Origin of the sequence: Vibrio hannami (assembly GCF_029589055.1) — a bacterium.
GTDB lineage: Bacteria > Pseudomonadota > Gammaproteobacteria > Enterobacterales > Vibrionaceae > Vibrio > Vibrio hannami.
Window position 1 is genome coordinate 2213929 of record NZ_JARQZP010000007.1, and the last position, 25752, is coordinate 2239680.

Annotated in this window: 24 protein-coding genes and 1 other RNA gene; 7 read left to right on the plus strand and 18 right to left on the minus strand. The window is 44.4% G+C overall.

The window, feature by feature from the left end; translation table 11 throughout:
- Nucleotides 1-17 precede the first annotated feature (17 nt).
- The 8 genes from P7F88_RS24640 to rsmI all read right to left on the minus strand — a co-directional run bounded on the left by P7F88_RS24640 (nucleotide 18) and on the right by rsmI (nucleotide 8087).
- Entirely contained in the window at nucleotides 18-1805 is a 1788-nt protein-coding gene (locus P7F88_RS24640) for a penicillin-binding transpeptidase domain-containing protein (RefSeq protein ID WP_277829145.1), read from the minus strand.
- Nucleotides 1802-2158 carry a cell division protein FtsL gene (gene ftsL, locus P7F88_RS24645; RefSeq protein ID WP_277829146.1) on the minus strand — a complete coding sequence of 119 codons (357 nt, stop codon included), beginning with the start codon at nucleotides 2156-2158 and terminating at the stop codon, nucleotides 1802-1804. The genes P7F88_RS24640 and ftsL overlap by 4 nt, the downstream gene beginning before the upstream one ends.
- Nucleotides 2158-3105, minus strand: a complete 948-nt coding sequence (gene rsmH / locus P7F88_RS24650; RefSeq protein WP_277829147.1) for a 16S rRNA (cytosine(1402)-N(4))-methyltransferase RsmH — start codon at nucleotides 3103-3105, stop codon at nucleotides 2158-2160. Before rsmH ends, ftsL begins: the two co-directional genes overlap by 1 nt.
- Nucleotides 3106-3309: 204 nt before the next feature.
- Nucleotides 3310-4539, minus strand: coding sequence for a putative bifunctional diguanylate cyclase/phosphodiesterase (locus tag P7F88_RS24655; RefSeq protein ID WP_277829275.1), 1230 nt, complete (start codon nucleotides 4537-4539; stop codon nucleotides 3310-3312).
- Nucleotides 4518-5489, minus strand: a complete 972-nt coding sequence (locus P7F88_RS24660; RefSeq protein WP_277829148.1) for a HAMP domain-containing protein — start codon at nucleotides 5487-5489, stop codon at nucleotides 4518-4520. Before P7F88_RS24660 ends, P7F88_RS24655 begins: the two co-directional genes overlap by 22 nt.
- A gap of 36 nt (nucleotides 5490-5525) precedes the next feature.
- Nucleotides 5526-6476 (minus strand): phosphate/phosphite/phosphonate ABC transporter substrate-binding protein, encoded by a 951-nt coding sequence (locus tag P7F88_RS24665; protein WP_277829149.1) that lies wholly within the window; start codon nucleotides 6474-6476, stop codon nucleotides 5526-5528.
- 261 nt (nucleotides 6477-6737) lie between these two features.
- Nucleotides 6738-7132, minus strand: an RNA gene (gene rnpB, locus P7F88_RS24670) — RNase P RNA component class A.
- Nucleotides 7133-7223: 91 nt separating this feature from the next.
- Entirely contained in the window at nucleotides 7224-8087 is an 864-nt protein-coding gene (gene rsmI / locus P7F88_RS24675; protein WP_277829150.1) for a 16S rRNA (cytidine(1402)-2'-O)-methyltransferase, read from the minus strand.
- 63 nt (nucleotides 8088-8150) lie between these two features.
- On the opposite strand from rsmI, the gene P7F88_RS24680 reads away from it, so the two are divergent.
- Genes P7F88_RS24680 through P7F88_RS24695 form a run of 4 tightly spaced genes read left to right on the plus strand, consistent with a single transcriptional unit; the run spans nucleotide 8151 to nucleotide 11666 of the window.
- Nucleotides 8151-9962 (plus strand): penicillin-binding protein activator, encoded by a 1812-nt coding sequence (locus P7F88_RS24680; RefSeq protein WP_277829151.1) that lies wholly within the window; start codon nucleotides 8151-8153, stop codon nucleotides 9960-9962.
- Nucleotides 9949-10317 carry a YraN family protein gene (locus P7F88_RS24685; RefSeq protein ID WP_277829152.1) on the plus strand — a complete coding sequence of 123 codons (369 nt, stop codon included), beginning with the start codon at nucleotides 9949-9951 and terminating at the stop codon, nucleotides 10315-10317. The genes P7F88_RS24680 and P7F88_RS24685 overlap by 14 nt, the downstream gene beginning before the upstream one ends.
- A gap of 2 nt (nucleotides 10318-10319) precedes the next feature.
- On the plus strand, nucleotides 10320-10910 hold the full coding sequence (locus P7F88_RS24690) for a phosphoheptose isomerase (RefSeq protein ID WP_277829153.1): 591 nt from the start codon (nucleotides 10320-10322) through the stop codon (nucleotides 10908-10910).
- A gap of 6 nt (nucleotides 10911-10916) precedes the next feature.
- Complete coding sequence (locus P7F88_RS24695) at nucleotides 10917-11666, plus strand: BON domain-containing protein (RefSeq protein ID WP_277829154.1); 750 nt, start codon at nucleotides 10917-10919, stop codon at nucleotides 11664-11666.
- Between the two features lie 44 nt (nucleotides 11667-11710).
- Here the strand turns inward: P7F88_RS24695 and sspB are convergent, their stop codons facing one another.
- The 8 genes from sspB to zapE all read right to left on the minus strand — a co-directional run bounded on the left by sspB (nucleotide 11711) and on the right by zapE (nucleotide 18043).
- Nucleotides 11711-12184, minus strand: a complete 474-nt coding sequence (gene sspB / locus P7F88_RS24700; RefSeq protein ID WP_277829155.1) for a ClpXP protease specificity-enhancing factor — start codon at nucleotides 12182-12184, stop codon at nucleotides 11711-11713.
- A gap of 3 nt (nucleotides 12185-12187) precedes the next feature.
- Nucleotides 12188-12823: a stringent starvation protein SspA gene (sspA, locus tag P7F88_RS24705; RefSeq protein WP_277829156.1), complete on the minus strand. Its 636-nt coding sequence runs from the start codon at nucleotides 12821-12823 to the stop codon at nucleotides 12188-12190.
- Nucleotides 12824-12910: 87 nt separating this feature from the next.
- On the minus strand, nucleotides 12911-13651 hold the full coding sequence (locus P7F88_RS24710) for a cytochrome c1 (protein ID WP_277829157.1): 741 nt from the start codon (nucleotides 13649-13651) through the stop codon (nucleotides 12911-12913).
- A complete protein-coding gene (locus P7F88_RS24715) occupies nucleotides 13648-14913 on the minus strand; it encodes a cytochrome b (RefSeq protein WP_277829158.1) in 1266 nt (421 codons plus the stop codon). Before P7F88_RS24715 ends, P7F88_RS24710 begins: the two co-directional genes overlap by 4 nt.
- Nucleotides 14913-15506, minus strand: coding sequence for a ubiquinol-cytochrome c reductase iron-sulfur subunit (gene petA / locus P7F88_RS24720; protein ID WP_277829159.1), 594 nt, complete (start codon nucleotides 15504-15506; stop codon nucleotides 14913-14915). The genes P7F88_RS24715 and petA overlap by 1 nt, the downstream gene beginning before the upstream one ends.
- Nucleotides 15507-15821: 315 nt before the next feature.
- The gene (gene rpsI, locus P7F88_RS24725) at nucleotides 15822-16214 is read right to left on the minus strand and encodes a 30S ribosomal protein S9 (protein ID WP_277829160.1); all 393 of its coding nucleotides are present in this window, start codon (nucleotides 16212-16214) and stop codon (nucleotides 15822-15824) included.
- 15 nt (nucleotides 16215-16229) lie between these two features.
- The gene (gene rplM / locus P7F88_RS24730) at nucleotides 16230-16658 is read right to left on the minus strand and encodes a 50S ribosomal protein L13 (protein ID WP_277829161.1); all 429 of its coding nucleotides are present in this window, start codon (nucleotides 16656-16658) and stop codon (nucleotides 16230-16232) included.
- Nucleotides 16659-16939: 281 nt separating this feature from the next.
- Complete coding sequence (zapE, locus tag P7F88_RS24735) at nucleotides 16940-18043, minus strand: cell division protein ZapE (RefSeq protein WP_277829162.1); 1104 nt, start codon at nucleotides 18041-18043, stop codon at nucleotides 16940-16942.
- 121 nt (nucleotides 18044-18164) lie between these two features.
- Between zapE and zapG the strand changes: the two genes are divergently transcribed.
- The 3 genes from zapG to degS all read left to right on the plus strand — a co-directional run bounded on the left by zapG (nucleotide 18165) and on the right by degS (nucleotide 21310).
- Nucleotides 18165-18593 (plus strand): Z-ring associated protein ZapG, encoded by a 429-nt coding sequence (gene zapG / locus P7F88_RS24740; protein ID WP_277829163.1) that lies wholly within the window; start codon nucleotides 18165-18167, stop codon nucleotides 18591-18593.
- 101 nt (nucleotides 18594-18694) lie between these two features.
- Entirely contained in the window at nucleotides 18695-20062 is a 1368-nt protein-coding gene (locus tag P7F88_RS24745; RefSeq protein ID WP_277829276.1) for a DegQ family serine endoprotease, read from the plus strand.
- 177 nt (nucleotides 20063-20239) lie between these two features.
- Nucleotides 20240-21310 (plus strand): outer membrane-stress sensor serine endopeptidase DegS, encoded by a 1071-nt coding sequence (degS, locus tag P7F88_RS24750; RefSeq protein ID WP_277829277.1) that lies wholly within the window; start codon nucleotides 20240-20242, stop codon nucleotides 21308-21310.
- A 109-nt stretch (nucleotides 21311-21419) separates the two neighbouring features.
- Here degS and parC read toward each other — a convergent pair whose 3' ends face one another.
- The gene (gene parC, locus P7F88_RS24755) at nucleotides 21420-23699 is read right to left on the minus strand and encodes a DNA topoisomerase IV subunit A (protein WP_277829164.1); all 2280 of its coding nucleotides are present in this window, start codon (nucleotides 23697-23699) and stop codon (nucleotides 21420-21422) included.
- Between the two features lie 3 nt (nucleotides 23700-23702).
- A complete protein-coding gene (gene parE, locus P7F88_RS24760) occupies nucleotides 23703-25583 on the minus strand; it encodes a DNA topoisomerase IV subunit B (protein WP_277829165.1) in 1881 nt (626 codons plus the stop codon).
- Between the last annotated feature and the right edge of the window lie 169 nt (nucleotides 25584-25752).

Below are 25752 nucleotides of genomic sequence, written 5' to 3' on the forward strand. Positions count from 1 at the left end.
CTATTTTTATCTCGTTTTTATTGTGCGTCAGGCGCTACATTCAGAACTTGTAGAGTCGATTTCATTACTTCAGAGAAAACCGGACCAGCAACCGAACCACCATAATACTGATCGCCCTGTGGCTCATTTACAACTACAACCATTGCAACTTTAGGGTCACTTACAGGAGCCACACCAGCTGTTAACGTGACATACTCATCACTATACCCACCAGCGGTTGCCTTTCTGGCAGTACCCGTCTTAGCTGCGATACGATACCCCGGAACCGCTGCCCGGGTGGCAGTACCACCTTCCTGCGTAACTCCTTCGAGCATCTCCAGAACATATTTGGCGTTCTCTTTCTCTACTACCTGGCGTTCTGTGTCGTGCTTATTACCCTTCACAATATGAAGGGGACGATAAATACCATAACTACCCAATGTAGCGTAGGCGTGAGCCAATTGTACTGGGGTAACGGAAATACCGTAACCGAACGCCAGAGTTGCAATTTCAAACTGCGACCAACGATGTCGGTTCGGGAAAATACCTTCTGTTTCACCAATCAGGTTGATACCTGAAGTAGAGCCAAACCCGACAGAACTGTACATTCCCAGCAGAGCTTCCAACGGCATTTCAAGCGCTAGTTTTGCAACACCTATGTTACTGGATTTCTTCAGAATGGTTGCCAGATCGGCTTTGCCTATTTTGGATGTATCTCTGACCCGGCTGCCACCGATTTGCATAATCCCGTTACCGGTATCGATAACGGTGCTGGAATCAGCAACACCATTTTCCAGTGCAGCCAATACAACAAAAGGCTTGATCGTGGAGCCAGGCTCCATCGCGTCAGTTATTGTCCGGTTTCTCATGCGGAAACTTTGTAGCTGCTCGCGGTTATTAGGGTTGTATGACGGCGCGTTAACCATCGCCAAAATCTCACCGGTTTCGACATCAAGAATAACAATTGAACCAGATGTTGCTCTGTGATCGGCTACTGATTGTTTAATAGCCCGATACGCGATAGCCTGCAGGCGTTGGTCGATTGTCAGCTCAAGCGGCTTACCCTGCTTACGTTCATTCAGGGAGATATTTTCTACCACACGACCATAGCGGTCTTTACGGATAGTTTGCTTACCCGCCTCTCCTGTCAGCCAGGAATCATAGCTTCTTTCAACCCCTTCCAGACCTTTGTCATCAATACCTGTCACACCAATAACGTGAGCGCTAACTTCACCCGATGGGTAGTAGCGACGAGACTCATTATTTAGACCTACACCAGTAAGCTTTAACTCCTTAATGTAGTTGGCCATTGCAGGGCTAACCTGGCGTTGAAGATAGATAAACCTGCGTTTTTTGTTTTTCTCTATCTTCCTGATCAGCCCTTCTCGATTTAAATTGAGGACATCCGCCAGTGCGTACCAGCGTTCTTTTTCTTGAATTCCACCGGCTTTAAAAATGGCAACCGGATCAGCCCAGACGGCTTGCACAGGAACACTTACTGCTAGTTGTTCACCGTTACGGTCTGAGATTATTCCACGAGCAGAAGGAAGAGATTTGACCCGGACTGAGCGCATATCTCCCTGTCGGATGAGGTTATCCGGCTCGATAACCTGGATATAGGCGGCTCTACCAATCAGGGCGAAGAAGGCCAATGCAACAAAGCCTAAAACGACAAACAAACGCCACTTAATTAATAATGATTCGGGCTCTTTTTTTACAATCCGCTTATTAGCACTTCTGTTTTTGGCCGTATTTTTATCTGCGCCTTTTTTGTCTGCCCGGACTTGTTTGCGCTTTGGTGACGTTTTTTTCTTATTCCAAATCATTTCAGAGAAACCGAAACTTCCTTATCTGCATCGGGACGAATCATTTCAAGATCGTCTTCAGCTACAGCTTGCACTCGACTATGCTCCGATAATGCATTCTCTTCTAAAATCAGGTTTCGCCATTCATTGTCTAATCTATCGCGCTCTTGCAACGTCTGATTTTTCTCAGTAACTGCCTGACGGGTATGATGGGTGCTGAACACGACCCCCATCGCCAGAGCAAAAATCGCAACCAACATAAATAGCGGTAGCCTGCCTACCGTAAAAATATCTATCAGTATTATTTTGACCAGATTAGGCTGATCTTTTTGTTCAGCCTCCGCTCCTGACTTAAAGAATCGGCTTAAAAACATTAAAGCTTCTCAGCAATTCTCAATACTGAACTACGTGAGCGACTGTTTAGCTCAACCTCTTCTTTTGAAGGCATGATAGCTTTACCTACGGTTTTCAGCTTAGCGCTACCAAGTTCTTTGATCTGATCTTCTGTCAGCGGAATACCGTGAGGAACTTCTGGTCCTTTGCTCTCTTTACGCATAAAGCGTTTTACCATGCGATCTTCTAGAGAGTGAAAACTGATAACAGACAAACGTCCCTCTGGCGCAAGAATGCTTAGAGCACCTTTCAACGCAGTATCGATCTCTTCCAGCTCACTGTTTATGTAGATTCGGATAGCCTGAAAACTACGTGTCGCTGGATGTTTTTTCTTTTCTCGTGATGGTGAAACATCAGAGATAAGTTTTGCAAGCTGGCTGGTACGAGTTAGCGGCTCTTTCTCTTCATCTTCTCGATGCTCCACAATAGCTCTGGCAATTCTGCGGGCAAACTTCTCTTCGCCAAACTGACGCAGTACCCAGGTAATGTCGTCTAAGTCCGCTTCAAGCAACCATTGAGAAGCAGGAATACCCGAAGTTGGATCCATACGCATATCAAGTGGGCCATCTTTCATAAAGCTGAAACCACGCTCCGCGTCATCTAACTGAGGAGAAGATACGCCAAGATCAAGCAGTACACCGTCAACTTTGCCAGAGATCCCATACTCTTCTGCATATTCTGCCATTCCAGAAAATGGCCCATGAATAATGGTGAATCGTGGATCATCGATTTTATTTGCTTCTGCTATCGCAGTTGGGTCTCTGTCGATACTGTATAGGCGGCCGTTTTCGCCAAGCCGGGAAAGGATGTTACGGCTGTGTCCACCACGACCAAAAGTTCCATCGATATAAATGCCGTCTGGTTTAATTGCCAGACCATCAATGGATTCATTAAGTAAAACAGAAATATGTTGGAATGATTCAGTCATGTTTGGATCTCATTGTCCTAAAGGGCATATGCAACAAGCGCAACAACGCGGCATTATGTTAAGTAAAGCAGGGTAATAGTGTACTGATTTGCATTAATGTGGCTAGCTTTAATATGTTATTTGCAGTCAAATTTCTGCAAATGACCGTATAAGTAAGGCTCTAAAATTGGTAAGTAAGCATCTAATAGTTGTATCGACTATTCTTTATACACTCATCGTATGTTTCACTTGCTGATAAAGGAAAAAGCGATTTTCAAATTCCGTATTAGATACTGGCTTACTAAAGAAATATCCCTGTCCAATATCGCACCGCTTTTCTGCTAGAAAATCGGCTTGCAACTCAGTTTCAACACCCTCCGCAACGACTGATATATTCAAGCTTTGAGCCATATCTATCACTGCAGAAGTAAGGGCTCTGTCAAAGTTATCAATTTCAATGTCTGATATGAAACTGCGATCTACCTTTACTCCATCAAATTCAAAAGTTCTCAGATAAGATAGAGATGAATAACCCGTACCAAAGTCATCTAACCACAGTTGAATACCTAAACCTCTAATATCATCCAATATACATTTAGCATAGGATTCATCCTTCAATAGGATGCTTTCTGTCACCTCAACATGCAGCCTATCAGGGGAGATTGAGTATCGATCCAGCGCCTCGTTTAAACACTCTACGACATTACTTCGATAGACCTGCCTTGCGGAAAGGTTTATAGCCAGATGAAAGCTCTCCGAATAAAACTCCTGCCAAACCTTTAACTGCTTACAAACAGTGTTTATAACCCATTCTCCAATAGGCAGGATTAATCCGCACTCTTCTGCTATCTGGATAAACCTGTCCGGGGAAACTAGCCCTTTCTTTGGATGGTGCCATCGAATAAGAGCCTCCGCACCAACAAGTTCTGAAGAGTCAAACGCAAACTGTGGCTGATACAGTAGTTCAAATTGACTCATATCGCTATCAATCGCTTTGCGTAAATCTTGCTCTACTTCCATACGCAGCCTGACTTGCTGGTTCAATTCCTGATCAAAGTTCGCGAAAGTATTTTTTCCCATGTTTTTAGCCTGATACATAGCGATATCGGCATTTTTAATTAGCTCTTCTGCGGTACTGCCATCATTCGGATAGTTAGCTATACCAATACTACCTGCAATAATGATCTCTTCTTGTCCAAGAGTAATAGGAGCTTGAATAGCCTGAATTAGACGCTGTGCTACCTTCGCAGCACTGATGCTAGCATCAACCTCAGGAAGGCAGATCAAAAACTCATCACCACCAATTCTGGCTACAAACTCTGAAGATGGCTCTTTGTGACCTACGAAGAAATCACTCCCCCTCAAGTTATCCGTTATCCTATCTGCAACTTCGCACAAAAGCAGATCCCCTGTTTCGTGCCCGTAGTTGTCATTTACAAATTTGAACTCATCCAGATCAAGAAAAAAACTGAAAAAACTTCATTGGCTTTCTTTCTGGTAATAATCTGAGTTAACCGTTTAATAAACATATTACGGTTAGGAAGCTTGGTTAGAGAGTCGTGATACGCAAGAAAAGATATTTCCTGTGTTTGTCTCTTAATACTGCGCCCCATCTCATTGAATGCCTGCGCGAGCTCTCCGATTTCATCATCCCGTTCAACCTTGTTTTCACTTTCATAGTCACCTTTTACAATTTTTTTTGTATGAATAACCAAATCATGAATAGGAGCTACTAAAGAGCGGGATAGAATTACAGCGATAAGTATTCCGACAATGCCTGATACACAGGCGGTAACGATGAGGGCGATCTGCAACTTCTTTTGGCCGGCGTCGCTTGCCTCAATTATATTAGAAGTGATCGTTTCTATATCTTTCTGAATTGGATCTAAGGAGAGGGTCAGAATGATCCCACCGAGAACTTCGTCCGAGATCAATATAGGTTGCGCCATAGTTAACTCATAACTATCGATATTTGAGTAAGCTTGCTTCTGTCCCAAAACACTATCTAACAATACATCGTTACTTATCTTTTCTCCGTATGAAGGTATTGCATCATCACCATCATGAAAAATCGTGCCGTTTTTATCGAAAACAATAACGGAATTAACTTCATTATTGAGTATGGCTGGTTTAAGGAGGTTATATGTCGCATCCATATCAAACTGATAAACAGGATTGATAAGTGAGCGAGAGAGGTAGTCCAGAATACTCTTCCCTCTTTTTCGGACCTGAATAAGCAGACTGGTTTCTGTGTCGTTGGCACTTTGCGCTAGCACATTCTCGGAAGTTGCGTGAAAGCTATATAGTAGAACACCGGCAATGATTGTAATGATCAGAGTAAGCAGCCCAATGCTGCCCACTATAAAACGCCACTGAATACCGAACTTTATATTTCTGTCCGTCATATATACCCCTAATGACACGTCCTTGCGCCACTCCAGTTAAAGCTGCTCTGATAGTATCGAAGTAAGTTCGCTTACCAACCTGAAACTTTCTTCAGAACCAGATAGCTCATCAAACCTGGTCGTTTTTTGGTAAGCTTTAAGGACCTCTTTCCCTTCATCGACTTCATGCGCGGAGATTAATATCTCTACAAGCCTATGCTTTATCGCAGGATCAATATCTTTTCTTATCAGTTCAACACTTCGCGGAAATGGGATACTTTCATAGATGACCCGGCTATCTCCCCGAAAGTTAGTTGGCATATCCTCATCGTTATCCCAGTCGAGATTACTTAACGCCCCTGCAGCAACTATGCCTTTGTGAACCCATGCAGAAATATTTATCTCTTTTTTAGCAAACACATAACCAATAGAGTCAGCAGGTGGTTTATCGCGAGGGTTATCAAGTTGTATTAGCTTATAGCCGTTCTGAATAAGAATAGAAGCGGGTACGTAAAACGCGGTTGTAGAGCCTTGATCCTGAAACGCAATTGTTTTACCAATTAGATTTTCAAATGATGCAATATCGTTATCTTTTCTTGTAAAGATGATGGAAGAATACTCTGGAACGCCTTTCTTCCATCTACGCAGCACAACCTCAGCTCCTGCCCTTTGACGAAACTCAACAGCAGAAAAAATAGTTTCGGTGATAAAGTCGATCTTACCTTGTTTGATATAACGAACCATCTGCTCATTATCTTTGGCAAACAACACTTCTCCTTTGGATATACCAAGATCTTGGAGATTATGAGCTAGATAGTCGGCGACCGGTTTAAGATGCTTAAAATGTTTTCGAGGGTTAGCACTCACTCGACCAACAACAATAGTGTCGCGAGAATGCTTTATTTCTTCTCGTTGAGGGCTATTCACCGCATTCCCCTCGTTTGCAAAGACAAACGAAGACAGCAGCATAATAGATATGCCTATGCCTGACGCTAAACGGAACATCATAAATTCCTCCAGCCATTACTGATAACGTTGTTATTTTTTTGTAAATTTTGTTATGTGTTAATGGTAGCAGAACTTTGTTAGAGAGCGCCCGATTTCAAGGCATATATCGCGAAGTACAGATTAAAAACGTAAATATGAGACAAAAATGGTGTTTGGTTGAAAAAAAGAATTAATCACGTAAGGAAAAGATGAGGAATAGAAGGAGATGCACTTCAATCCTGAGCTGAAAAGGGCTTTCAGCTCAGGATCAAAACCAGCAATTAGGGGAGTCGACCTGTAAGCCGGGTTCTGTTCCGCTTGCGCGGCGGTAGCCATTCGTCTAGGCCAGCAATCGCTCACTGGCTCCAGCAACCTACCCGCCTCCTTACGCGAGCAACGCAATGTGGAGGCCTATTTGGTCTTGCTCCGGGTGGAGTTTACCTTGCAACGAACTATTGCTAGTCGCCCGGTGCGCTCTTACCGCACCCTTTCACCCTTACCTGAGCCCTTACGGGCCATCGGCGGTCTTCTCTCTGCTGCACTTGTCGTGGGCTTGCGCCCCCCAGGCGTTACCTGGCACCCTGCTCTATGGAGCCCGGACTTTCCTCCCCTCCGTCAGTCTCCCCCAACACGTGGAAGAAGGACATCAACGAAGCAGCGACTACCCGGTCGACTCCGGCCGCGGATTGTACTTTAAGCCAACACTTATAGCAACCAATAACCAAAACTTCCCCGAGAACCTGTAACCTGTAACCTGTAACCCGTAACCTACCCCAAATTCTCTAATCCCCATTTATATAGGGCGTTTTTCTTAAATCCATGCATTTCAGCCACAATTGCCGCCGCTTTTTTCAAAGGTAACTCTTTGGTTAGTAACTCAAGTAACCTTATCGCCTCTGGTGAAAATTCTTCTTCGGAACTTTCCCGATAACCATGAATCAGCAGTACCATCTCGCCTTTTTTGCGATTGTCATCTTCTTCAATCCATGGAATCAGCTCTCCAAGCGGCATTCCCTGAATGGTTTCATAAGTTTTGGTTAGCTCACGGGCAAGAACAACTTCTCGCTCAGGACCAAGAACAACCAGCATATCTTGCAGTGAATCCATAATTCGGTGAGGGGATTCGTAAAAAATACAGGTACGCTCAGCCTTTTCAATCTCTCTTAGCTTGTCTTGTCGACCCTTGCTTTTCGGAGGAAGAAAACCTTCAAAGCTAAACCTATCCGAAGGTAAACCAGAGGCACTTAGCGCAGTAATCACCGCACAGGCACCAGGAAGAGGAACAACTTTAACGCCTGCCTGACGACATTTTGTAACAAGATGATACCCTGGATCACTGATAAGTGGTGTACCAGCATCAGAAACCAGAGCAATGGATTGTCCTTCTTTTAAACGTTCTACCAGAACCTGAGCCTTTTGCTGCTCATTGTGATCATGAAGCGCAAATGTTCTGGTCTGAATATTGAAGTGTGATAGCAACTTACCTGTATGTCTTGTATCCTCTGCAGCTATTACGTCTACAGACGACAGGACATCCAGGGCTCTCTGGGTAATATCTCCTAGATTTCCTATAGGAGTCGGTACAATATAGAGAGTTGGGATCTCAGACGGGTAAGTTTTGTTATCTGTCATTTGTTTACCATCACTTCAGCGATTAATATAGAGACAATTTTACACATAGTTGAATAAGAACTCATGGCTAGAAAGAACCACAAGCAAATTAGTGTACCACGCATCGTTACTCCAATTGCACTAGCAATTACATTAGCTGCGTGTTCTTCTAAACCGCCTGCGCCGCAATCGGTGGATATTACATCCGCTCCGGCACAGAGCGTTGAAGCATATTTAATCAAGGCGGATAGCAGTCAGGGCAGCATTCAAAATGACTGGCTGATCATGGCTCTGAAAGCGGCTATCGAGTCTGGTGATACTCAACAAGCATCTCTGATCATTAATCGACTTGAGAAGCAAAACCTATCTATAACTCAGTTGTCTGAGTGGAAACTATTGCGTGCACAAAACGATATGGCACTAGAAAGGTACGAAGTTGTTCTTCAAGAGTTGTACTTTGAACCCTGGTGGGAGTTGGATAATACCCAATGGGTTGAATATCACAACATAAGGGGAGAAGCTTTTGACGCTACCGGTGACTATTTCAACTCAAGTGTCGAACTAAACGAATTGTACTCTATTTCACCTGAACAAGAACAGGAACTGATTGCATCGAAGATCTGGGAAAACCTGTCTCAGTACTCAGAACTTGACCTTAATAATTTTCAGGCGAAAACCGATGACTGGAACCTTAGGGGTTGGATTTCACTGTCTCTTTACATGAACGTTATGAGAAGTAATGTCTCGGAGCTAAAATCTACTCTTGAGTCATGGTTTACTGAGAACCCTCAACACCCTGCCGCTACATATACACCAGATGCTATAAAGGAAATCCTGAATCTGGAAATCATTGAGCCTAAGAAAACGGCACTACTCCTTCCAATCACCGGAAGATATGAAAAACAGGGCAAACTCGTACGAGATGGCTTCTTGTTTGCTTTGCTTCAGGACTCGATGCGCGACAAAGATGCGACTTTAACGGTTATTGATACCAATAAATTAAGTGCCGAAGAGATCAATGCAAAGCTAACAAGTGAAAATATAGATTTTGTCGTTGGTCCACTGGTTAAGTCAGAGATAGAAGACGTTCAGGCGGTACTGGATACACGAGCTGAGCCGATTCCTATGCTAGCTCTAAACTTCCCTGAAGACTTAGCTGACAATCCTGGGTATTGTTATCTGACCCTTTCTCCGGAACAAGAAGTCAGCCAGGCAGCTAAGCACCTTTCAGGGCAAGGATTCAAGTACCCGCTAATCCTGGCACCAAAAGGCGCTTTAGGTAAGCGTGTTACCGACGCATTCCAGAAAGAGTGGGCAGTAGACAACAAGACAGAAGTTGAGGTTGCATACTTTGGTTCTAAAGCTCAATTGCAACAAACCATTGATACTGTGTTCGGTCTTAAGTCTAGCCAGGCACGAATAGTTCAAATGGATAACCTGCTAAAAACCGAGACTGAGAATCAACCTCGTAGCCGCAGGGATATCGATTCTGTTTATATCGTAGCAAGAAGCTCTGAGCTAACGCTGATCAAACCGTTTATTGAAGTAGCAATTAACCCAGAAGCGACACCGCCTAAACTATTCTCTAACTCAAGGAGTAATAGCGGTAAACGTCAGTTTGAGGACCTATCTGGTGTGGTTTATAGCGATATCCCTCTTCTTGTTGAGGACAATGAAGTGTTAAATACTCAAATGTCAGAGTTATGGCCAGAGCAGAGTAATGGACAGAAACGACTCCATGCATTGGGAATGGATGCCTATCAGCTAATTACTGAACTTCCAAAAATGCAGGTTGTCCCAGATTATCGAGTGCATGGTAAAACTGGTGTGCTATCTATGGGTGAACAGTGCATCATCCAGAGAGAGGTAGACTGGGCGGAGTATGATGCTCTTTAGCCGTCGATTGATAGGCAACAAATATGAAGCCCTGGCCAAAAAATATCTTGTAAGCCGGGGGTTAACTTTCATTACCGAAAACTACAACACCAAGTTTGGTGAGATAGATTTAATTATGAAAGACGGCAGCACTTTTGTTTTTGTCGAGGTAAAATATCGCAAAGATGAACGTTACGGTAATGCTGCTGAGTTCGTGAATACGAAGAAAATTAATCGAATAAAGCGAACCGCTAATATCTGGCTTAAGTCCAATAAACACTCTCCGTACATGACTGATTTTCGGTTCGATGTCATTGCTATTCATCGCGAAGGGAAAGATATCAACTGGATTAAGAACGCAATTACCGAAGGATAAACATGCAAGAACGCATTAAAGAGAGCTTTACAGAAAGCATTCAGATTCAAATCGCATCCGCTGAAGCCCTACCGGATGCAATCACTCACGCAGCTCAGGCAATGGTTACCAGCTTGCTAAACGGCAACAAAATAGTATGTTGCGGTAATGGCGGCTCAGCAGCGAACGCTCAGCAATTTGTATCCTGTCTCTTAAATCGTTTCGAAACTGAACGACCAAGTTTACCTGCAATGTCTCTCAACACGGACAACACGACGGTTACGGCTGTAGCCAACGACTACCACTACCAGGAAGTCTTCTCTAAGCAGGTACGCGCACTTGGCCAGCAAGGGGATATCCTTCTTGCTATCTCTACCAGCGGCAATAGCAAAAACATTGTTAAGGCGATGGAAGCAGCCGTAAGTCGAGACATGACCATCATTGCATTGACTGGGAAAGACGGCGGCGAAATGGCAGGGCTCCTTGGTGAACATGACGTTGAGATACGTATCCCGTCACAAAGAACGGCGAGAATCCATGAAGTTCATATGGTGACACTGCATTGCCTTTGCGATCTGATCGATCAGGTTTTATTCCCTTCTCACGAAGAGTAAATAAACATGAAGAAGACTTTATTCTCTGTAATATTGGCCGCGACGCTTGTTAACCTATCTGGTTGCGCTGGTGTTGTTGCAGTCGGCGCTGCCACTACCGTTTATGCGGTAACGGATCCAAGATCGAGCAAAGAACTGCTTACCGACAACGATATTTCTCTCCAGGCTCAAGCTCTTGGTAATAAGCCTCCGCTCCAGTTTAATGTCAGAGTGAATGCGACGACATACCGTGGGGATATACTGCTTATGGGACAAGCAGTTAATCAGGAGTATAAAGATCGCATCACCAATGAAGTAGCTAAGATCAAAGGGGTTAAGAACATCTATAACCAGATGAAAGTTAAACCTCTCCTAAGTATTAGCGAAGTAAGCAACGACGTTTGGATTACCACTAAAGTAAAAAGTGCTTTAGTAGGTAAAGACGAACTTAAGGGCGCCAAAGTCTCTGTTTACACCGAAGACGCTGAGGTTTTCCTTGTTGGTGTTGTAACACAACAGCAAGCCGACTTTGCCGTTGAAATTGCTCGGAATGTTTCAGGTGTTAAGAGAGTAGTCAAAGCTTTCTATTATGGCGAAAGCAAGCCTGTACAGAATACACAGGAAAAGGATTTAGATGGGCCAGCTCCAACCCAGGAGCTGTCAGATACTAAGCCTGTACATGTAAAGCAAGCAACTGAATCTAATACTTCACCTTCTGAGTCTGTAGAGTTTATTCAGCCAATTGAAGAAGAGACATTTACTGAACAAGATCTTTAATCTAAAGATACAGATACAAAAAAAAGCAGCTTTCGCTGCTTTTTTTATTTAACCACTCTTAGGCTCGGTCTGCCTTTTGGAGGTGTAGGCTTATCCTCTGGAGCTTCTGCTTCCTGTTCTAGGGCATCAGCACTATCAACAGTCGAAAAAATTTCATCTTCCTGTTCATCCGCATCCAGAATATCGAGATAAGCATCTTCTGGTTCGAACATTGTTCCCGCACCATTCTCTCTGGCGTAGATAGCCTGAACAGCATATAGAGGGACCATAACCGAATGAGGTCTGCCTCCGAAACGAGCATTGAACGTAATAGATTCGTTACCCATTTCCAGGTTACCCACAGCTCTCGGTGCAACATTCAGAATGATCTGTCCATCCTGAACAAACTCAAGAGGAACGCGAACACCGTTAAGCGTCGCGTCAACAACCAAATGCGGCGTTAGATCATTATCAACCAACCACTCATAAAACGCCCTTAACAAATAAGGGCGACGTGGTGTCATTGCATCAATATCCATGGATTAACGTACCAGACGCATCTCGCGCTCAGCTTCAGTTAGAGAAGCCAGGAATGAATCACGTTCAAATACACGGTTCATGTAAACTTTAAGCTCTTTAGAACCAGGACCTGTTAGCTCAATACCAAGTACAGGTAAACGCCATAGCAGCGGAGCAAGGTAGCAATCGATAAGGCTGAACTCTTCACTCATGAAGTACTCATACTCTGCGAAAACTGGAGCAAGAGTTAGCAGGTCATTGCGAAGCTTCTGACGAGCCTGCTCAGCTTCTTCTGCATTGCCTTCTACGATTTTACGAGCTACTGAGTACCAGTTACGCTCAATACGGTAAATCATCAGACGAGTGTTACCACGAGCAACCGGATAAACAGGCATTAGTGGTGGATGAGGAAAACGCTCATCAAGATATTCCATGATGATCTTTGAATCATATAGCGCAAGTTCACGATCAATCAGAGTCGGAACCGACTTATATGGATTTAGCTCAATCAGTTCATTTGGCAGATTGGCTTCATCAACCAATTCAACTTCAACACTTACCCCTTTTTCTGCCAGCACGATACGAACCTGATGGCTATACATATCAGATGCACTAGAAAAAAGAGTCATAACAGAACGTTTATTGGCAGCAACAGCCATTGAGCCCTCCAGAACACTTACAAACAAAAAAACAATGGAGGCTAATTGCCTCCATTGCACAAAAATTAGCGCTGTATGATAGCATAATTAATGCACATCACGCCAATACTCTTTCTTAAGTAGAACCACTACGATAGTGAAGATAACAAGGAAGCCCATGACCCACCAACCCATAGCTTGTCTTTCAAGCTTCATAGGTTCAGCAGAATACTCAAGGAAGTTAACAAGATCTCGCACTGCGTTATCATACTCGCTAGCACTCAACTCACCAGTACCATCTGACTCAACACCAACAACTTTTGTTACCTCAACACCATCAACGGTATGAGTCTCATAAACTGGTGTGGTTACACCCTGAAGCTCTTCAAGCACATGTGGCATACCAACACTTGGGAAAACAATATTGTTTACACCAAATGTCTTCGCAGGATCATGGTAGAACGTACGAAGATAAGTATATAACCAGTCTGTACCACGAACACGAGCAACTAGTGTTAGGTCTGGTGGTGGAGCACCGAACCACTTAGCCGCATCTTTTTCAGGAATCGCATTTTCCATCAAGTCGCCGATCTTCGCTTCAGGATCGAACACCATATGTTCTTTCATAAGATCCAGAGGAATACCAATGTCTTCCGCTACACGTTGGTAACGTTGATACTGAGTCGAGTGACAGCCAAAGCAGTAGTTCATAAACAACTTCGCACCATTCTGTAAAGATGCTTTATCTCGCAGATCGTTGTTTGCTGCATCTAACGGCACGCTACTTCCACCAGCAGCAAACGCCAGTGTTGGTAACATCGCAAATAATACTAAAATCCATTTTTTCATTTGAATGTCACCCTCTCTGGTAGTGGCTTAGTTGCCTCGTTTTTACTGTAGAAAAACAGCAATACAAAGAACATGAAATATCCCAGGCTAAAGATACGCGCTAATAGCGTATACAGGTCAGTCGCGGGTAGTGCTCCAAGGATACCCAGAGCAATAAAGCTGACTGTAAACTGGATGATATTAATCAAATGAAACTTACTACGGTAACGGTAAGAACGCACTTTACAGCGGTCTAACCATGGTAGCAGGAATAGCACAATAATTGCGCCGCCCATTGCAACAACACCAAGAAGCTTATCTGGTACCGCACGCAAAATCGCGTAGAACGGTGTGAAGTACCACACTGGAGCAATATGCTCAGGAGTCTTCAGCGGGTTTGCCGCTTCAAAGTTAGGTGGCTCGAGGAAGTAACCGCCCATCTCTGGGTTAAAGAACAGCACATAACAGAATAAGAACAGGAAGCCTGCAATACCGATTAAGTCCTTAACCGTTCCATACGGGTGGAAAGGAATAGAGTCGATTATGTCGTACTTCTTATCGTAGTATTCGTGGAACTTGAACTGGGTCTTGTAATCTTCACCCATAGTCCCTTTAGGTAGCTTAGTTTCGATACCATCAGGGTTATTCGAACCTACTTCATGCAGTGCCAAAATATGTAACACAACAAGTAGAAGAAGAACGATAGGAAGGGCAATAACGTGCAGAGCGAAGAAGCGGTTCAGCGTTGCTCCCGAGATTACATAGTCACCACGAATCCACAATGTTAAATCATCACCGATGACCGGTATGGCACCAAATAACGAGATAATTACCTGAGCCCCCCAGTAGGACATCTGTCCCCAAGGAAGTAGGTATCCCATAAATGCTTCTGCCATCAACACCAGGAAGATAAGCATACCGAAGATCCACAGTAGCTCACGTGGTTTCTGGTAAGAACCATAAATAAGACCACGAAACATGTGCAGATATACCACAACGAAAAATGCGGATGCTCCGGTAGAGTGCATATAACGAAGCAACCAACCGTACTCAACATCACGCATGATGTATTCAACTGAAGCAAATGCGCCATCACCTGATGGTTCATAGCTCATTGTCAGCCAAATACCAGTTACAAGTTGGTTTACCAGAACCAACATTGCTAAAGAGCCAAACAGATACCAAAAGTTAAAGTTCTTCGGCATCGGATATTCAGACAAATGCTTTTTATAAGCATTCATCATAGGCAGGCGTTTTTCAAACCAATCCATTAGTCCTTGCATTACGCTTCTCCCTCTTCATCCACACCGATAATAATCCTACTATCGCTAAGGTACATGTGTCTTGGTATCACAAGGTTATACGGGGCTGGCACTCCGGAGAATACACGGCCAGCCATATCAAACTTAGAACCATGACATGGGCAGAAGAACCCTGACTTCACTCCCTGAACCTGTTCACTGAAACTGTCTGGTAAATAGGTAGGTGAACAACCAAGGTGGGTACAAATACCAACGGCAACAAAATACTCAGGTTTTATTGAGCGGTAAGCATTTTGTGCATAGGCAGGCTGTTGCTCAACTGAAGACGCAGGGTCTGCAAGTTGGTCATCAACTTCTTTTAGGGCATTAACTGTAGATTCAGGGCGCTTAACAACCCAGACAGGCTTACCACGCCATTCGACGCGTACCATCTGACCATCATCAAGTTTCCCGATATCAACTTCAACTGGAGCACCTGCAGCTTTCGCTTTTGCGCTAGGGTTCCAGGACTTTATAAAAGGTACAGCGACTGCGACCGTTCCTAAGCCACCAACAACTGCTGTTGTAGCGGTCAGAAAACGCCTACGTCCACTGTTTAAAGGCGCATTGCTCATCCAACATATCTCCCATTTACTCCGCAATTATGGTTATGGTGTGACTACGGAGTGTTCTGGCTAACAAAAAATTAATAGTTTTACTTATTAAGCGGGAATAATAAGTAAAAATACACCTTTTGTTAACATTTATAACAAGAAATCGTTCAGAAGTTCACAAAAAAGTAAGGTTATTTAATATGGGGAAATTTCGATAAGTCAGTGTAATACGGAAGAAATGTTTTACACGAGGAATATAAAAACAAAAAGCCCGGCATATAGCCGAGCTTTGAACCACAATCCGGTAAAAACCAGAGCGTAATTTCTGGGTAGAAATTAACGCTTAGAGAACTGTGGACGACGACGTGCTTTACGTAGACCAACTTTCTTACGTTCAACGCGACGAGCGTCACGAGTAACGTAGCCAGCTGCACGTAGAGCAGGACGTAGAGACTCATCGTACTCCATAAGAGCGCGAGTGATACCGTGACGGATAGCGCCAGCTTGACCAGAAATACCACCACCTTTAACAGTGATGTATAGGTCTAGCTTGTCAGTCATTTCAACTAGCTCAAGTGGCTGACGAACAACCATACGAGAAGTCTCACGACCGAAGTAAACGTCTAGTTCACGCTTGTTGATTACGATGTTACCGCTGCCTGGTTTGATGAAAACACGAGCAGCTGAGCTTTTGCGACGGCCAGTGCCGTAGTATTGATTCTCTGCCATTTCCATAATCCCCAATTAGATGTCTAGTACTGTTGGTTGCTGAGCAGCGTGGTTGTGCTCGGCGCCAGCGTAAACTTTTAGCTTACGGTACATAGCACGGCCAAGAGGACCACGTGGTAGCATACCTTTAACAGCTAGTTCGATTACCATCTCAGGCTTCTTGTCGATCAACTTGTCAAAAGTGATAGACTTTAGGCCACCTGGGAATTCAGTGTGACGGTAGTAAGTTTTAGCTGCAGCTTTGTTACCTGTTACAGTAACTTTCTCAGCGTTAACAACGATGATGTAATCACCAGTGTCTACGTGAGGAGTGTATTCAGCTTTATGCTTGCCACGTAGGCGAGATGCAATTTCACTTGCAAGACGACCAAGAGTTTTACCTTCAGCGTCTACAACGTACCAGTCACGTTTTACAGTTTCTGGTTTAGCAACGAAAGTTTTCATGCTAACAATAACCCGTTTATATTAAATTTTACACTTAAGGAGCTTTCGCTCCCACTGTCTAAGAGCCCCAGACATCACCCCTTCGAGTGGATGGCACTCTCGCCTCTAAGAGGCTGCAGTAACGGTGGGTCGCAGGATTATAGAGAAGTGTGGGGAAAAAATCATCTGTTTTTTTTAATTTATTTTAGGGTTACTGGTTACGGAGCTTCGTAGGTTCTAGCATTTGCACCAACAAACTTTCCTGTCACCTGTCACCTGTCACCTGTCACCTGTCACCCATATTATGCTAAATGTTCTTTTGCCAGATAGTCATGACTCTGCATTTCTATTAAACGAGACAAACACCGTTTAAATTCAAACTCTAACTGACCACCAGCATATAAAGAGCCCATATCGACTTCGGCTGAAATAATCAGCTTTACATTTCGCTCATAGAACTCATCCACTAAGGCAATAAATCGCCTCGCTGCATCATCAAGGGCTGGCGTCATTTGTTTAACATCAGCTAAAAGCACTGTGTGGTAAATTCGAGATATCTCGATGTAGTCGTTCTGGCTTCTCGCTGTCTGGCAAAGCTGCTCGAATGTCGCATACAGAACACCATCACAGGCCTTAACAATAGGTATATCCCGGTGGTTAATATCTATTAGAGTAACAAGGGCATGGCAATCTGTAGTAAGCTGACCATAGTAAGTATTCAGGTTTTCTGTTGCTTGTTGATCTAAAGGAGAGTGATAAATCTCTGCTTGTTCCAAGGTTCTGAGGCGATAATCAATTCCGCTATCAACATTTATTATCTGACAGTTTTCTTCTATCAAATCAATCGCAGGCAAAAAACGAGCCCGTTGCAAACCGTTTCTGTACAGCTCTTTTGGCGGAATATTAGAAGTGGCAACCAATACCATACCTCTGGCAAAAAGCGCCTGAAACAGGGTTCCCAGGATCATTGCATCGGTAATATCAGAAACGAAAAACTCATCAAAACAGATGATATCGAACTCTTTTTTAAAGTTATCCGCCACTTTTTCTAAGGGATCGGCAACTTCTCCCAGCTCTTTAAGTTCATCATGGACACGAAGCATAAAGCGATGAAAATGAACCCTATAGACCCGACTACCTTCTAGTGATTCACAAAAAGTATCCATCAGGTAGGTTTTACCGCGTCCGACGCCACCCCACATATAGATGCCTTTAGGTAAGGGGTTAGGAACCACTTTTTTCCCCAGTAATTTTTCGAACCGACTTAATGTAGGAATTGGCTGTGACTCGTAGTGCTTATATTCTGAAAATAGCTTATCTAGTTGAGTTACTGCATTTTCTTGAGCAGAATCTTTTTGAAAACCAAACTCTTCGATGTCTTTCTTATATTTTTCTAGAGGTGTCATTGATATACCTGATCAGCTTAAATTTCTTTATCAGACAGCTTTGTCATAGTACCATGACATCAGAGCATGTGTAATTCTAATGTAACCAAAGTGTTACTTAAAAATATTATAAGGAGCCGTTATGCCTTTAATTTATGGACTTATAGGCTTATTGGTAGGGGCGATTTTAGGAATCATCATTGCTCGAATAAAAACCCCCCAATATAAAAAACACAAACAAATGCAGAAGGATCTTGAAGCATCCAAGTTTGCGCTAGAGCAACAGCGTCAGGAACTTGCTGATCACTTTGCGAAATCTGCTGAAATGCTGGATATCTTAGGGAAAGACTATACTAAGCTGTACCAACACATGGCTGAAACGTCTTCTGAACTGTTACCTAATCTTCCGGTTCAGGACAACCCTTTTTCTAAGAAAGTAAGCAAAGAAGTGGAGAAGAAAGAAGAATCCGAAATGGATGTTCAACCAAAAGACTATGCAAAAGGAGCTACCGGGTTACTTGAGCCAGAGGTAAAAGAAATTCTCGACGCACCAGAAGCAGTCAAAGCATAAAGTTTAGTCACCACATACATTATTTGACTTACTTCAAATTTTTTCTGAACTTACCAAAGGTTTTCGAGTCATAATTCTCATAAATTAAAGAGGAGAATATGATGAAAAAACCTTTGCTTGTTTTGACCGCACTATCTATTAGCTTAAGTTCAATCATCACACCGCTGCCTGCAACTGCAGCCCTGCCATTAGCAGTAAATAACGAACAACTCCCTAGTCTGGCTCCAATGCTAGAACAAGTCACTCCCGCTGTAGTAAGTATTGCTGTCGAAGGTAAACAGGTTTCAAGACAAAGCCTGCCAGAATCATTTAAGTTTTTCTTCGGTCCAGATTTCCCTACGGAACAAATGCGAGAGCGTCCTTTCAGAGGTCTGGGCTCAGGCGTTATCATTGACGCAGAAAAAGGCCATATTGTTACTAACTACCATGTCATTGATGGAGCAGATAGTATCCATGTAAAACTGCATGACGGTCGTGAATACGATGCAGAATTTATCGGTGGCGACGAAATGTCTGATATTGCATTGCTAAAGCTGGAAAAAGCCAAGAACCTGACTCAGGTAAAGCTCTCCGACTCAGACAGCCTTCGTGTGGGTGATTTTGCAGTAGCTATTGGTAACCCATTCGGTTTAGGACAAACTGTTACTTCCGGTATTGTCTCAGCGCTTGGCCGAAGTGGTCTTAATATTGAGAACTTCGAAAACTTTATTCAGACTGATGCCGCAATCAACAGCGGTAACTCAGGGGGCGCGTTAGTGAACCTAAATGGTGAACTCATTGGTATCAACACCGCCATCCTTGGCCCTAATGGTGGCAATATCGGTATAGGCTTTGCCATTCCTTCTAATATGATGAAAAACCTAACCGATCAAATACTAGAATTCGGTGAAGTTAAACGTGGCCTTCTGGGTGTTCAGGGTGGTGAGGTGACTTCCGAGCTTGCTGAAGCACTAGGATATGAATCAAGTAAAGGTGCATTTGTTAGTCAGGTGGTACCAGACAGCGCCGCTGATAAAGCAGGATTAGAAGCTGGTGATATCATCGTTTCGATAAATGGCCGAGACATTCACACATTCGGAGAGCTGCGAGCTAAAGTGGCCACTCTGGGTGCTGGGAAAGAGATTGAGCTAGACGTTATTCGCGACGGTAAGAAAAAGTCTTTCGATGTTGTTCTTGGTGAGGCGAGTGAGATGAAGACTCAGGCTAAGAAGCTACACGATGGATTGACTGGCGCAGAGTTAACTAACACCACCGACAAAGATCCTGTACAGGGTGTAAAAGTATCGTCGGTTGAAGAGGGCTCAAGAGCTGCTGCGTACGAGTTAAAACAGGGAGACATCATCGTTGGCGTAAACCGTCAGAGAGTGAAAAACCTTGCAGAACTAAGAGCAATTGTTGAACAGGAACCAAGCGTATTGGCACTGAACATTCAGCGTGATGGAAGAAATCTGTATCTTGTAGTCAGATAATCGAAAGTGAATCTTAGGTAAACTAGCAATAAGGGAAGGCGAAAGTCTTCCCTTTCTTTTTGTATCTCAAACTCATCTTACCAACTCACGGCTTACCAGCTATTGAATTGCTATTCAGATCGTCTAAATGTTATCCTTGCTCATATATTAAAACGATAACAACGACAGCATAGAGGACTGAATGCTGAGCTTTTTTTACGTTCAATTGGTTTAGGGTTGGCCACTGCGATAATTGTGCTGTTAGCGGTGCCGTCGCTAAGAACCAACATAAATCTTATACCTCAAGACATTGTTAACAAGGTTGAGAGCTTTCAGGATGTTGAGGTCTCGTTTAATAGTGCTGTCCGCCGTGCAGCCCCTGCCGTTGTTAATATCTATAGCCGACAATACACAGCCGAAGACCGAACCAAGCTGAAAACGCAGGGGCTCGGGTCAGGCGTTATTGTAAGTGAAAGAGGCTATATCATTACTAATTTCCATGTAGTAGCAAAAGCAGATCAGATCATTGTCGCCCTGCAAGACGGTAGAGTCGCAGATGCCAACATGGTAGGTAAAGATCAGCGTACGGATATCGCCATACTGAAAATCGAAACCACTAACCTACCTGTTATCCCGCTTAATCCTGAATATCAGGCAAAAGTTGGTGACGTGGTGTTGGCAATTGGTAACCCATATAACCTTGGTCAGACAACCACCTTTGGTATCATTTCTGCGACTGGCCGTTCATCTATCAGCATGGGAAGACAATCCTTTATTCAAACAGACGCAGCCATCAATCAGGGTAACTCTGGTGGTGCGCTGGTAAACACGCGTGGAGAGCTGGTCGGAATTAATACTGCATCCTTCCAGCAAGCAACCGAACTGGAAACCTACGGTATCTCTTTTGCTATTCCATATGAGCTAGCAAATAAAATAATGCAAAAGATCATCGCAGATGGGCGAGTAATTAGAGGTTATGTCGGCATCGATGGTCAGGATGTAAATGCTATGACCTCACGCTTATTAGGCGGTGACTATACTGGTGCGATCATCGTATTAGGGATTGATCCTGCGGGGCCAGCTGCTAAAGCTGGCTTTGAAAAGAATGATGTTATCTTAACGATTGGAGACCAAAAAATTAATGGTCGTCAAAGCGTGATGGATATTGTTACCGATCTGCGTCCGGGAACTGTTATCGACTTCGGCGTCCTTAGAGATGGTGAAAATATCTCTTTAACAGTGACTGTTGAAGAGAGTCAGGATAACTAAACTTAGCTCTTAGCTCTTAGCTCTTAGCTCTTAGCTCTTAGCTCTTAGCTCTTAGCTACCGTTACAAAAAAACCGGTTTTCACCGGTTTTTTTAGTTTATTTGCCAGGTTTATTCGCTTTCCGTTGGCTCTGATTTCGCCTCTGGCAGCTCTACCTCAATACGGGTTACTCTCTGTAAGCCTCGAGGAAGTAATCCACCTCTTCTACCGCGTTCACCACGGAAGTTATCCAGATCGTTTGGCTTCAGCCCTAGCTTACGCTTACCTGCATACAGAGTAATCGTAGCCCCCTGAGGAATAGCAGTCAGGTGAGAGACAAGCTCTTCTCGTGCCTTCGCTTTTGCAGCCGGAATATTGATGATCTTATTACCTTTACCTTTGCTTAGCTGAGGTAAGTCCTTAATAGGGAACATCAGCATTCGGCCAAGGTTAGTAATCGCCAGAATTTCGTCTGTCTCAATATCAGAAATTGTCATTGGCGTCATAACTTCTGAGCTAGCAGGAAGATTAACCAGTGCCTTACCACTACGGTTCTTAGACAGCAGGTCCGCACCTTTACATACAAAGCCATAACCAGCGTCAGAACCCACCAGCCAAAGCTGCTCATCTTCACCCATGATCACCTGGCGAACAGATGTTCCTTCAGCGACATTCAAACGACCTGTGATCGGCTCGCCCTGACTTCGCGCTGATGGCAACGAATGAGACTCGAGTGAGTAACTCCGGCCATCAGAACCAAGGAACACGGCTTGCTGATTACTCTTACCACGAGCATGAGCCAGATAGCTGTCGCCTGCTTTATAGTTCAGGCCTTCAGGATCGACATCGTGACCTTTCGCATGACGAATCCAGCCCTTGTCTGAAAGCACAACGGTAATGGCTTCACTTGGTACCAACTCACGCTCTGTCAGTGCTTTTGCTTCGCTACGCTCAACCAGTGGCGAACGACGATCATCACCGAACTTCTCAGCATCAGCTTTGATCTCTTTCTTAAGCAGAGTATTCATACGACGCTCAGAGCCAAGGATCAACTCTAGCTTCTCGCGCTCTTTCTCCAGCTCTGCCTGCTCACCGCGGATCTTCATCTCTTCCAGCTTAGCCAGGTGACGAAGTTTGGTATCCAGAATCGCATCCGCCTGAATATCAGTAATACCAAAGCGCTCCATCAGAACCGCTTTAGGATCATCCTCAGTTCGGATAATCTCAATCACTTCATCCAGATTCAGATAAGCAACCAATAAACCTTCTAAGATGTGCAGACGAGCCATCACCTTATCAAGACGGTGCTGTAAACGACGACGAACCGTTGCACGACGGAACTCAATCCACTCAGACAGAATCTGAACCAGTCCCTTAACCTGTGGACGGTTATCCAGACCTATCATGTTCAGGTTAACCCTGAAGTTTTTCTCCAGATCCGTTGAAGCAAACAGGTGATTCATCAATTGATCGGTGTCCACTCGATTAGAACGAGGAACAATTACAATACGAGTCGGGTTTTCATGATCAGATTCATCACGAAGATCGTCTACCATCGGTAGCTTCTTCGCTCGCATCTGAGCTGCAATCTGCTCAAGTAGCTTAGCGCCAGAAACCTGATGAGGAATGGCGGTGATAACTACATCAGAACCTTCTTTGTGCCATACCGCGCGAGCTTTTATGCTTCCTCGTCCTGTTCGGTATATCTTCTCCAGCTCTTTCTTTGGAGAGATAATTTCCGCTTCTGTCGGATAGTCTGGCCCCTGAACATACTCCATAATATCCGGAAGCTCTGCTTTCGGATTATCAAGTAGGTGTATAGCTGCATCTGCCACTTCACGTACGTTATGTGGCGGGATATCAGTGGCCATACCAACCGCGATACCTGTTACACCATTAAGCAGGATATGAGGCAAGCGTGCCGGTAACATCTGTGGCTCTTTCATGGTGCCATCAAAGTTCGGCTGCCATTCAACCGTGCCCTGCCCCAGTTCACCTAATAGAACTTCAGCAAACTTAGAAAGTTTTGCTTCGGTATAACGCATCGCTGCGAACGATTTCGGATCATCCGGAGCACCCCAGTTACCCTGACCATCAACCAGCGGGTAGCGGTATGAGAAAGGCTGCGCCATCAATACCATCGCTTCGTAACAGGCTGAGTCACCGTGTGGGTGATACTTACCTAACACGTCACCAACGGTACGGGCAGATTTTTTATATTTTGCTGCTGCCGAAAGCCCAAGCTCCGACATTGCATAGATAATACGTCTCTGTACGGGTTTCAGGCCATCACCGATATAAGGCAAGGCCCGGTCCATAATTACGTACATTGAATAGTTCAGATAGGCATCTTCAGTAAACTTGCGCATTGGCAACTGTTCAACGCCATCATAAGTAATCTCAGTAGACATCCGTTAAACCTCTGCTAAATCGCCATTCGTCTGCAACCAGTTGCGGCGGTCATCCGCACGCTTTTTACCTAGCAACATATCCATCATTTCATTGGTCTGCTCATCATCATCGATGGTTAGCTGAACTAATCGACGAGTATTTGGATCCATCGTTGTTTCACGCAACTGGAGTGGGTTCATCTCACCCAGACCTTTGAATCGCTGCACGTTTATCTTAGCTCTTTTCTTGCTCAGCCTTTCCAGAATGCCCTCTTTCTCATCTTCATCAAGGGCATAGAAGACCTCTTTACCGCAGTCGATTCTAAACAGTGGCGGCATAGCGACATAAACGTGTCCAGCTTCAACCAGAGCACGGAAATGACGAGTAAACAGCGCACAGAGCAGAGTTGCGATATGCAGACCATCCGAGTCCGCATCGGCAAGGATACAAACTTTACCGTAGCGCAAATCGTCGAGGTTGTCGGAATCAGGGTCAATTCCCAATGCGACAGAAATATTATGTACTTCCTGAGAAGCCAGCACCTGATCGGCAGAAACTTCCCATGTATTCAGAATCTTACCACGCAGAGGCATGATTGCCTGAAACTCGCGGTCACGAGCCTGTTTAGCACTACCGCCCGCAGAGTCGCCCTCCACCAGGAACAGTTCTGTACGTGCTAGGTCCTGAACCGAACAATCGGTCAACTTACCCGGAAGTGCCGGACCAGAAGCGACTTTCTTACGTACAACCTTTTTCGCAGCGCGCATACGACGGTGTGCATTGGCAATACACATTTCTGCCATCTGCTCAGCAAGCTGAGGACGTTCGTTTAACCACAGGCTGAAGGCATCTTTAACAACACCGGACACAAATGCCGCACACTGACGTGACGACAAGCGTTCTTTAGTCTGACCTGCAAACTGAGGGTCCTGCATCTTAATTGAAAGCACGTAAGAGCAGCGATCAAATACATCATCACCGGTTAGCTTAACGCCACGAGGAAGTAGGTTGCGGAATTCACAGAACTCACGCATCGCATCCAATAAGCCCTGACGAAGACCATTTACGTGAGTACCACCAAGTGCTGTCGGGATAAGGTTTACGTAACTTTCTGTTATCTGCTCACCACCTTCCGGCTGCCAGATAATCGCCCAGTCCGCCGCTTCTGTCTCTGCGGAGAATTTGCCGGTAAACGGCTCTTCTGGAAGAACGGTATAACCCTTAACGCCTTCTGCCAGGTAATCTTTAAGGCCACTTTCATAGTGCCATTTGTGCTCGTTACCGTTTACTTTATCTGAGAAGGTAATTTCCAATCCCGGACAAAGTACAGCTTTAGCGCGTAGATTATTAACCAAACGAGTGACGGAGAAATTACCTGAGTCGAAATACTTTTCATCTGGCCAGAAATGAACACTGGTTCCTTTGTTACGTCGACCACAAGTACCTGTTACGGTAAGGTCTGATACTTTTTCACCATGCTCAAAAGCAATATCATACACCTGCCCATCACGACGAACGGTAACCTCAACCCTTTTCGACAGGGCGTTAACTACCGAGATACCAACCCCATGCAAACCACCTGAGAATTGGTAGTTTTTATTGGAAAACTTACCACCGGCGTGAAGTTTACAAAGAATCAGTTCGACACCGGAAACTTTCTCTTCCGGGTGAATATCGACAGGCATACCACGACCATCATCAATCACCTCAAGGGATTGATCGGCGTGCAGTATCACTTGTATTTTGGAGGCATGACCGGCAAGCGCTTCATCGACACTGTTATCGATAACTTCCTGACCAAGGTGGTTAGGGCGCGCTGTATCCGTATACATCCCAGGTCGGCGACGTACTGGCTCCAAACCATTAAGAACCTCAATGGCTCCAGCATTATATTGTTCAGTCATAATACGGAATTTACTCAAATATTTTCAGGCTACTACTCTGCCCTGAAAGTATGACGTTTTTAGTTACTTAAAGCTCACTATAGCGGGCGCTAAAGCGTAATACTTACTTTGTACAGGAGAAGCAATAAGGCTACATACTCTGGAACAAGCCCTGTCATGTCAAGCAACA

Coding starts and splice junctions, on each gene's coding strand:
- P7F88_RS24640 (WP_277829145.1), bottom strand. CDS start 1,805: ATGATTTGGAATAAGAAAAAAACGTCACCAAAGCGCAAACAAGTCCGG.
- ftsL (WP_277829146.1), bottom strand. CDS start 2,158: ATGTTTTTAAGCCGATTCTTTAAGTCAGGAGCGGAGGCTGAACAAAAA.
- rsmH (WP_277829147.1), bottom strand. CDS start 3,105: ATGACTGAATCATTCCAACATATTTCTGTTTTACTTAATGAATCCATT.
- P7F88_RS24660 (WP_277829148.1), bottom strand. CDS start 5,489: ATGACGGACAGAAATATAAAGTTCGGTATTCAGTGGCGTTTTATAGTG.
- P7F88_RS24665 (WP_277829149.1), bottom strand. CDS start 6,476: ATGATGTTCCGTTTAGCGTCAGGCATAGGCATATCTATTATGCTGCTG.
- rsmI (WP_277829150.1), bottom strand. CDS start 8,087: ATGACAGATAACAAAACTTACCCGTCTGAGATCCCAACTCTCTATATT.
- P7F88_RS24680 (WP_277829151.1), top strand. CDS start 8,151: ATGGCTAGAAAGAACCACAAGCAAATTAGTGTACCACGCATCGTTACT.
- P7F88_RS24685 (WP_277829152.1), top strand. CDS start 9,949: ATGATGCTCTTTAGCCGTCGATTGATAGGCAACAAATATGAAGCCCTG.
- P7F88_RS24690 (WP_277829153.1), top strand. CDS start 10,320: ATGCAAGAACGCATTAAAGAGAGCTTTACAGAAAGCATTCAGATTCAA.
- P7F88_RS24695 (WP_277829154.1), top strand. CDS start 10,917: ATGAAGAAGACTTTATTCTCTGTAATATTGGCCGCGACGCTTGTTAAC.
- sspB (WP_277829155.1), bottom strand. CDS start 12,184: ATGGATATTGATGCAATGACACCACGTCGCCCTTATTTGTTAAGGGCG.
- sspA (WP_277829156.1), bottom strand. CDS start 12,823: ATGGCTGTTGCTGCCAATAAACGTTCTGTTATGACTCTTTTTTCTAGT.
- P7F88_RS24710 (WP_277829157.1), bottom strand. CDS start 13,651: ATGAAAAAATGGATTTTAGTATTATTTGCGATGTTACCAACACTGGCG.
- P7F88_RS24715 (WP_277829158.1), bottom strand. CDS start 14,913: ATGCAAGGACTAATGGATTGGTTTGAAAAACGCCTGCCTATGATGAAT.
- petA (WP_277829159.1), bottom strand. CDS start 15,506: ATGAGCAATGCGCCTTTAAACAGTGGACGTAGGCGTTTTCTGACCGCT.
- rpsI (WP_277829160.1), bottom strand. CDS start 16,214: ATGGCAGAGAATCAATACTACGGCACTGGCCGTCGCAAAAGCTCAGCT.
- rplM (WP_277829161.1), bottom strand. CDS start 16,658: ATGAAAACTTTCGTTGCTAAACCAGAAACTGTAAAACGTGACTGGTAC.
- zapE (WP_277829162.1), bottom strand. CDS start 18,043: ATGACACCTCTAGAAAAATATAAGAAAGACATCGAAGAGTTTGGTTTT.
- zapG (WP_277829163.1), top strand. CDS start 18,165: ATGCCTTTAATTTATGGACTTATAGGCTTATTGGTAGGGGCGATTTTA.
- P7F88_RS24745 (WP_277829276.1), top strand. CDS start 18,695: ATGAAAAAACCTTTGCTTGTTTTGACCGCACTATCTATTAGCTTAAGT.
- parC (WP_277829164.1), bottom strand. CDS start 23,699: ATGTCTACTGAGATTACTTATGATGGCGTTGAACAGTTGCCAATGCGC.
- parE (WP_277829165.1), bottom strand. CDS start 25,583: ATGACTGAACAATATAATGCTGGAGCCATTGAGGTTCTTAATGGTTTG.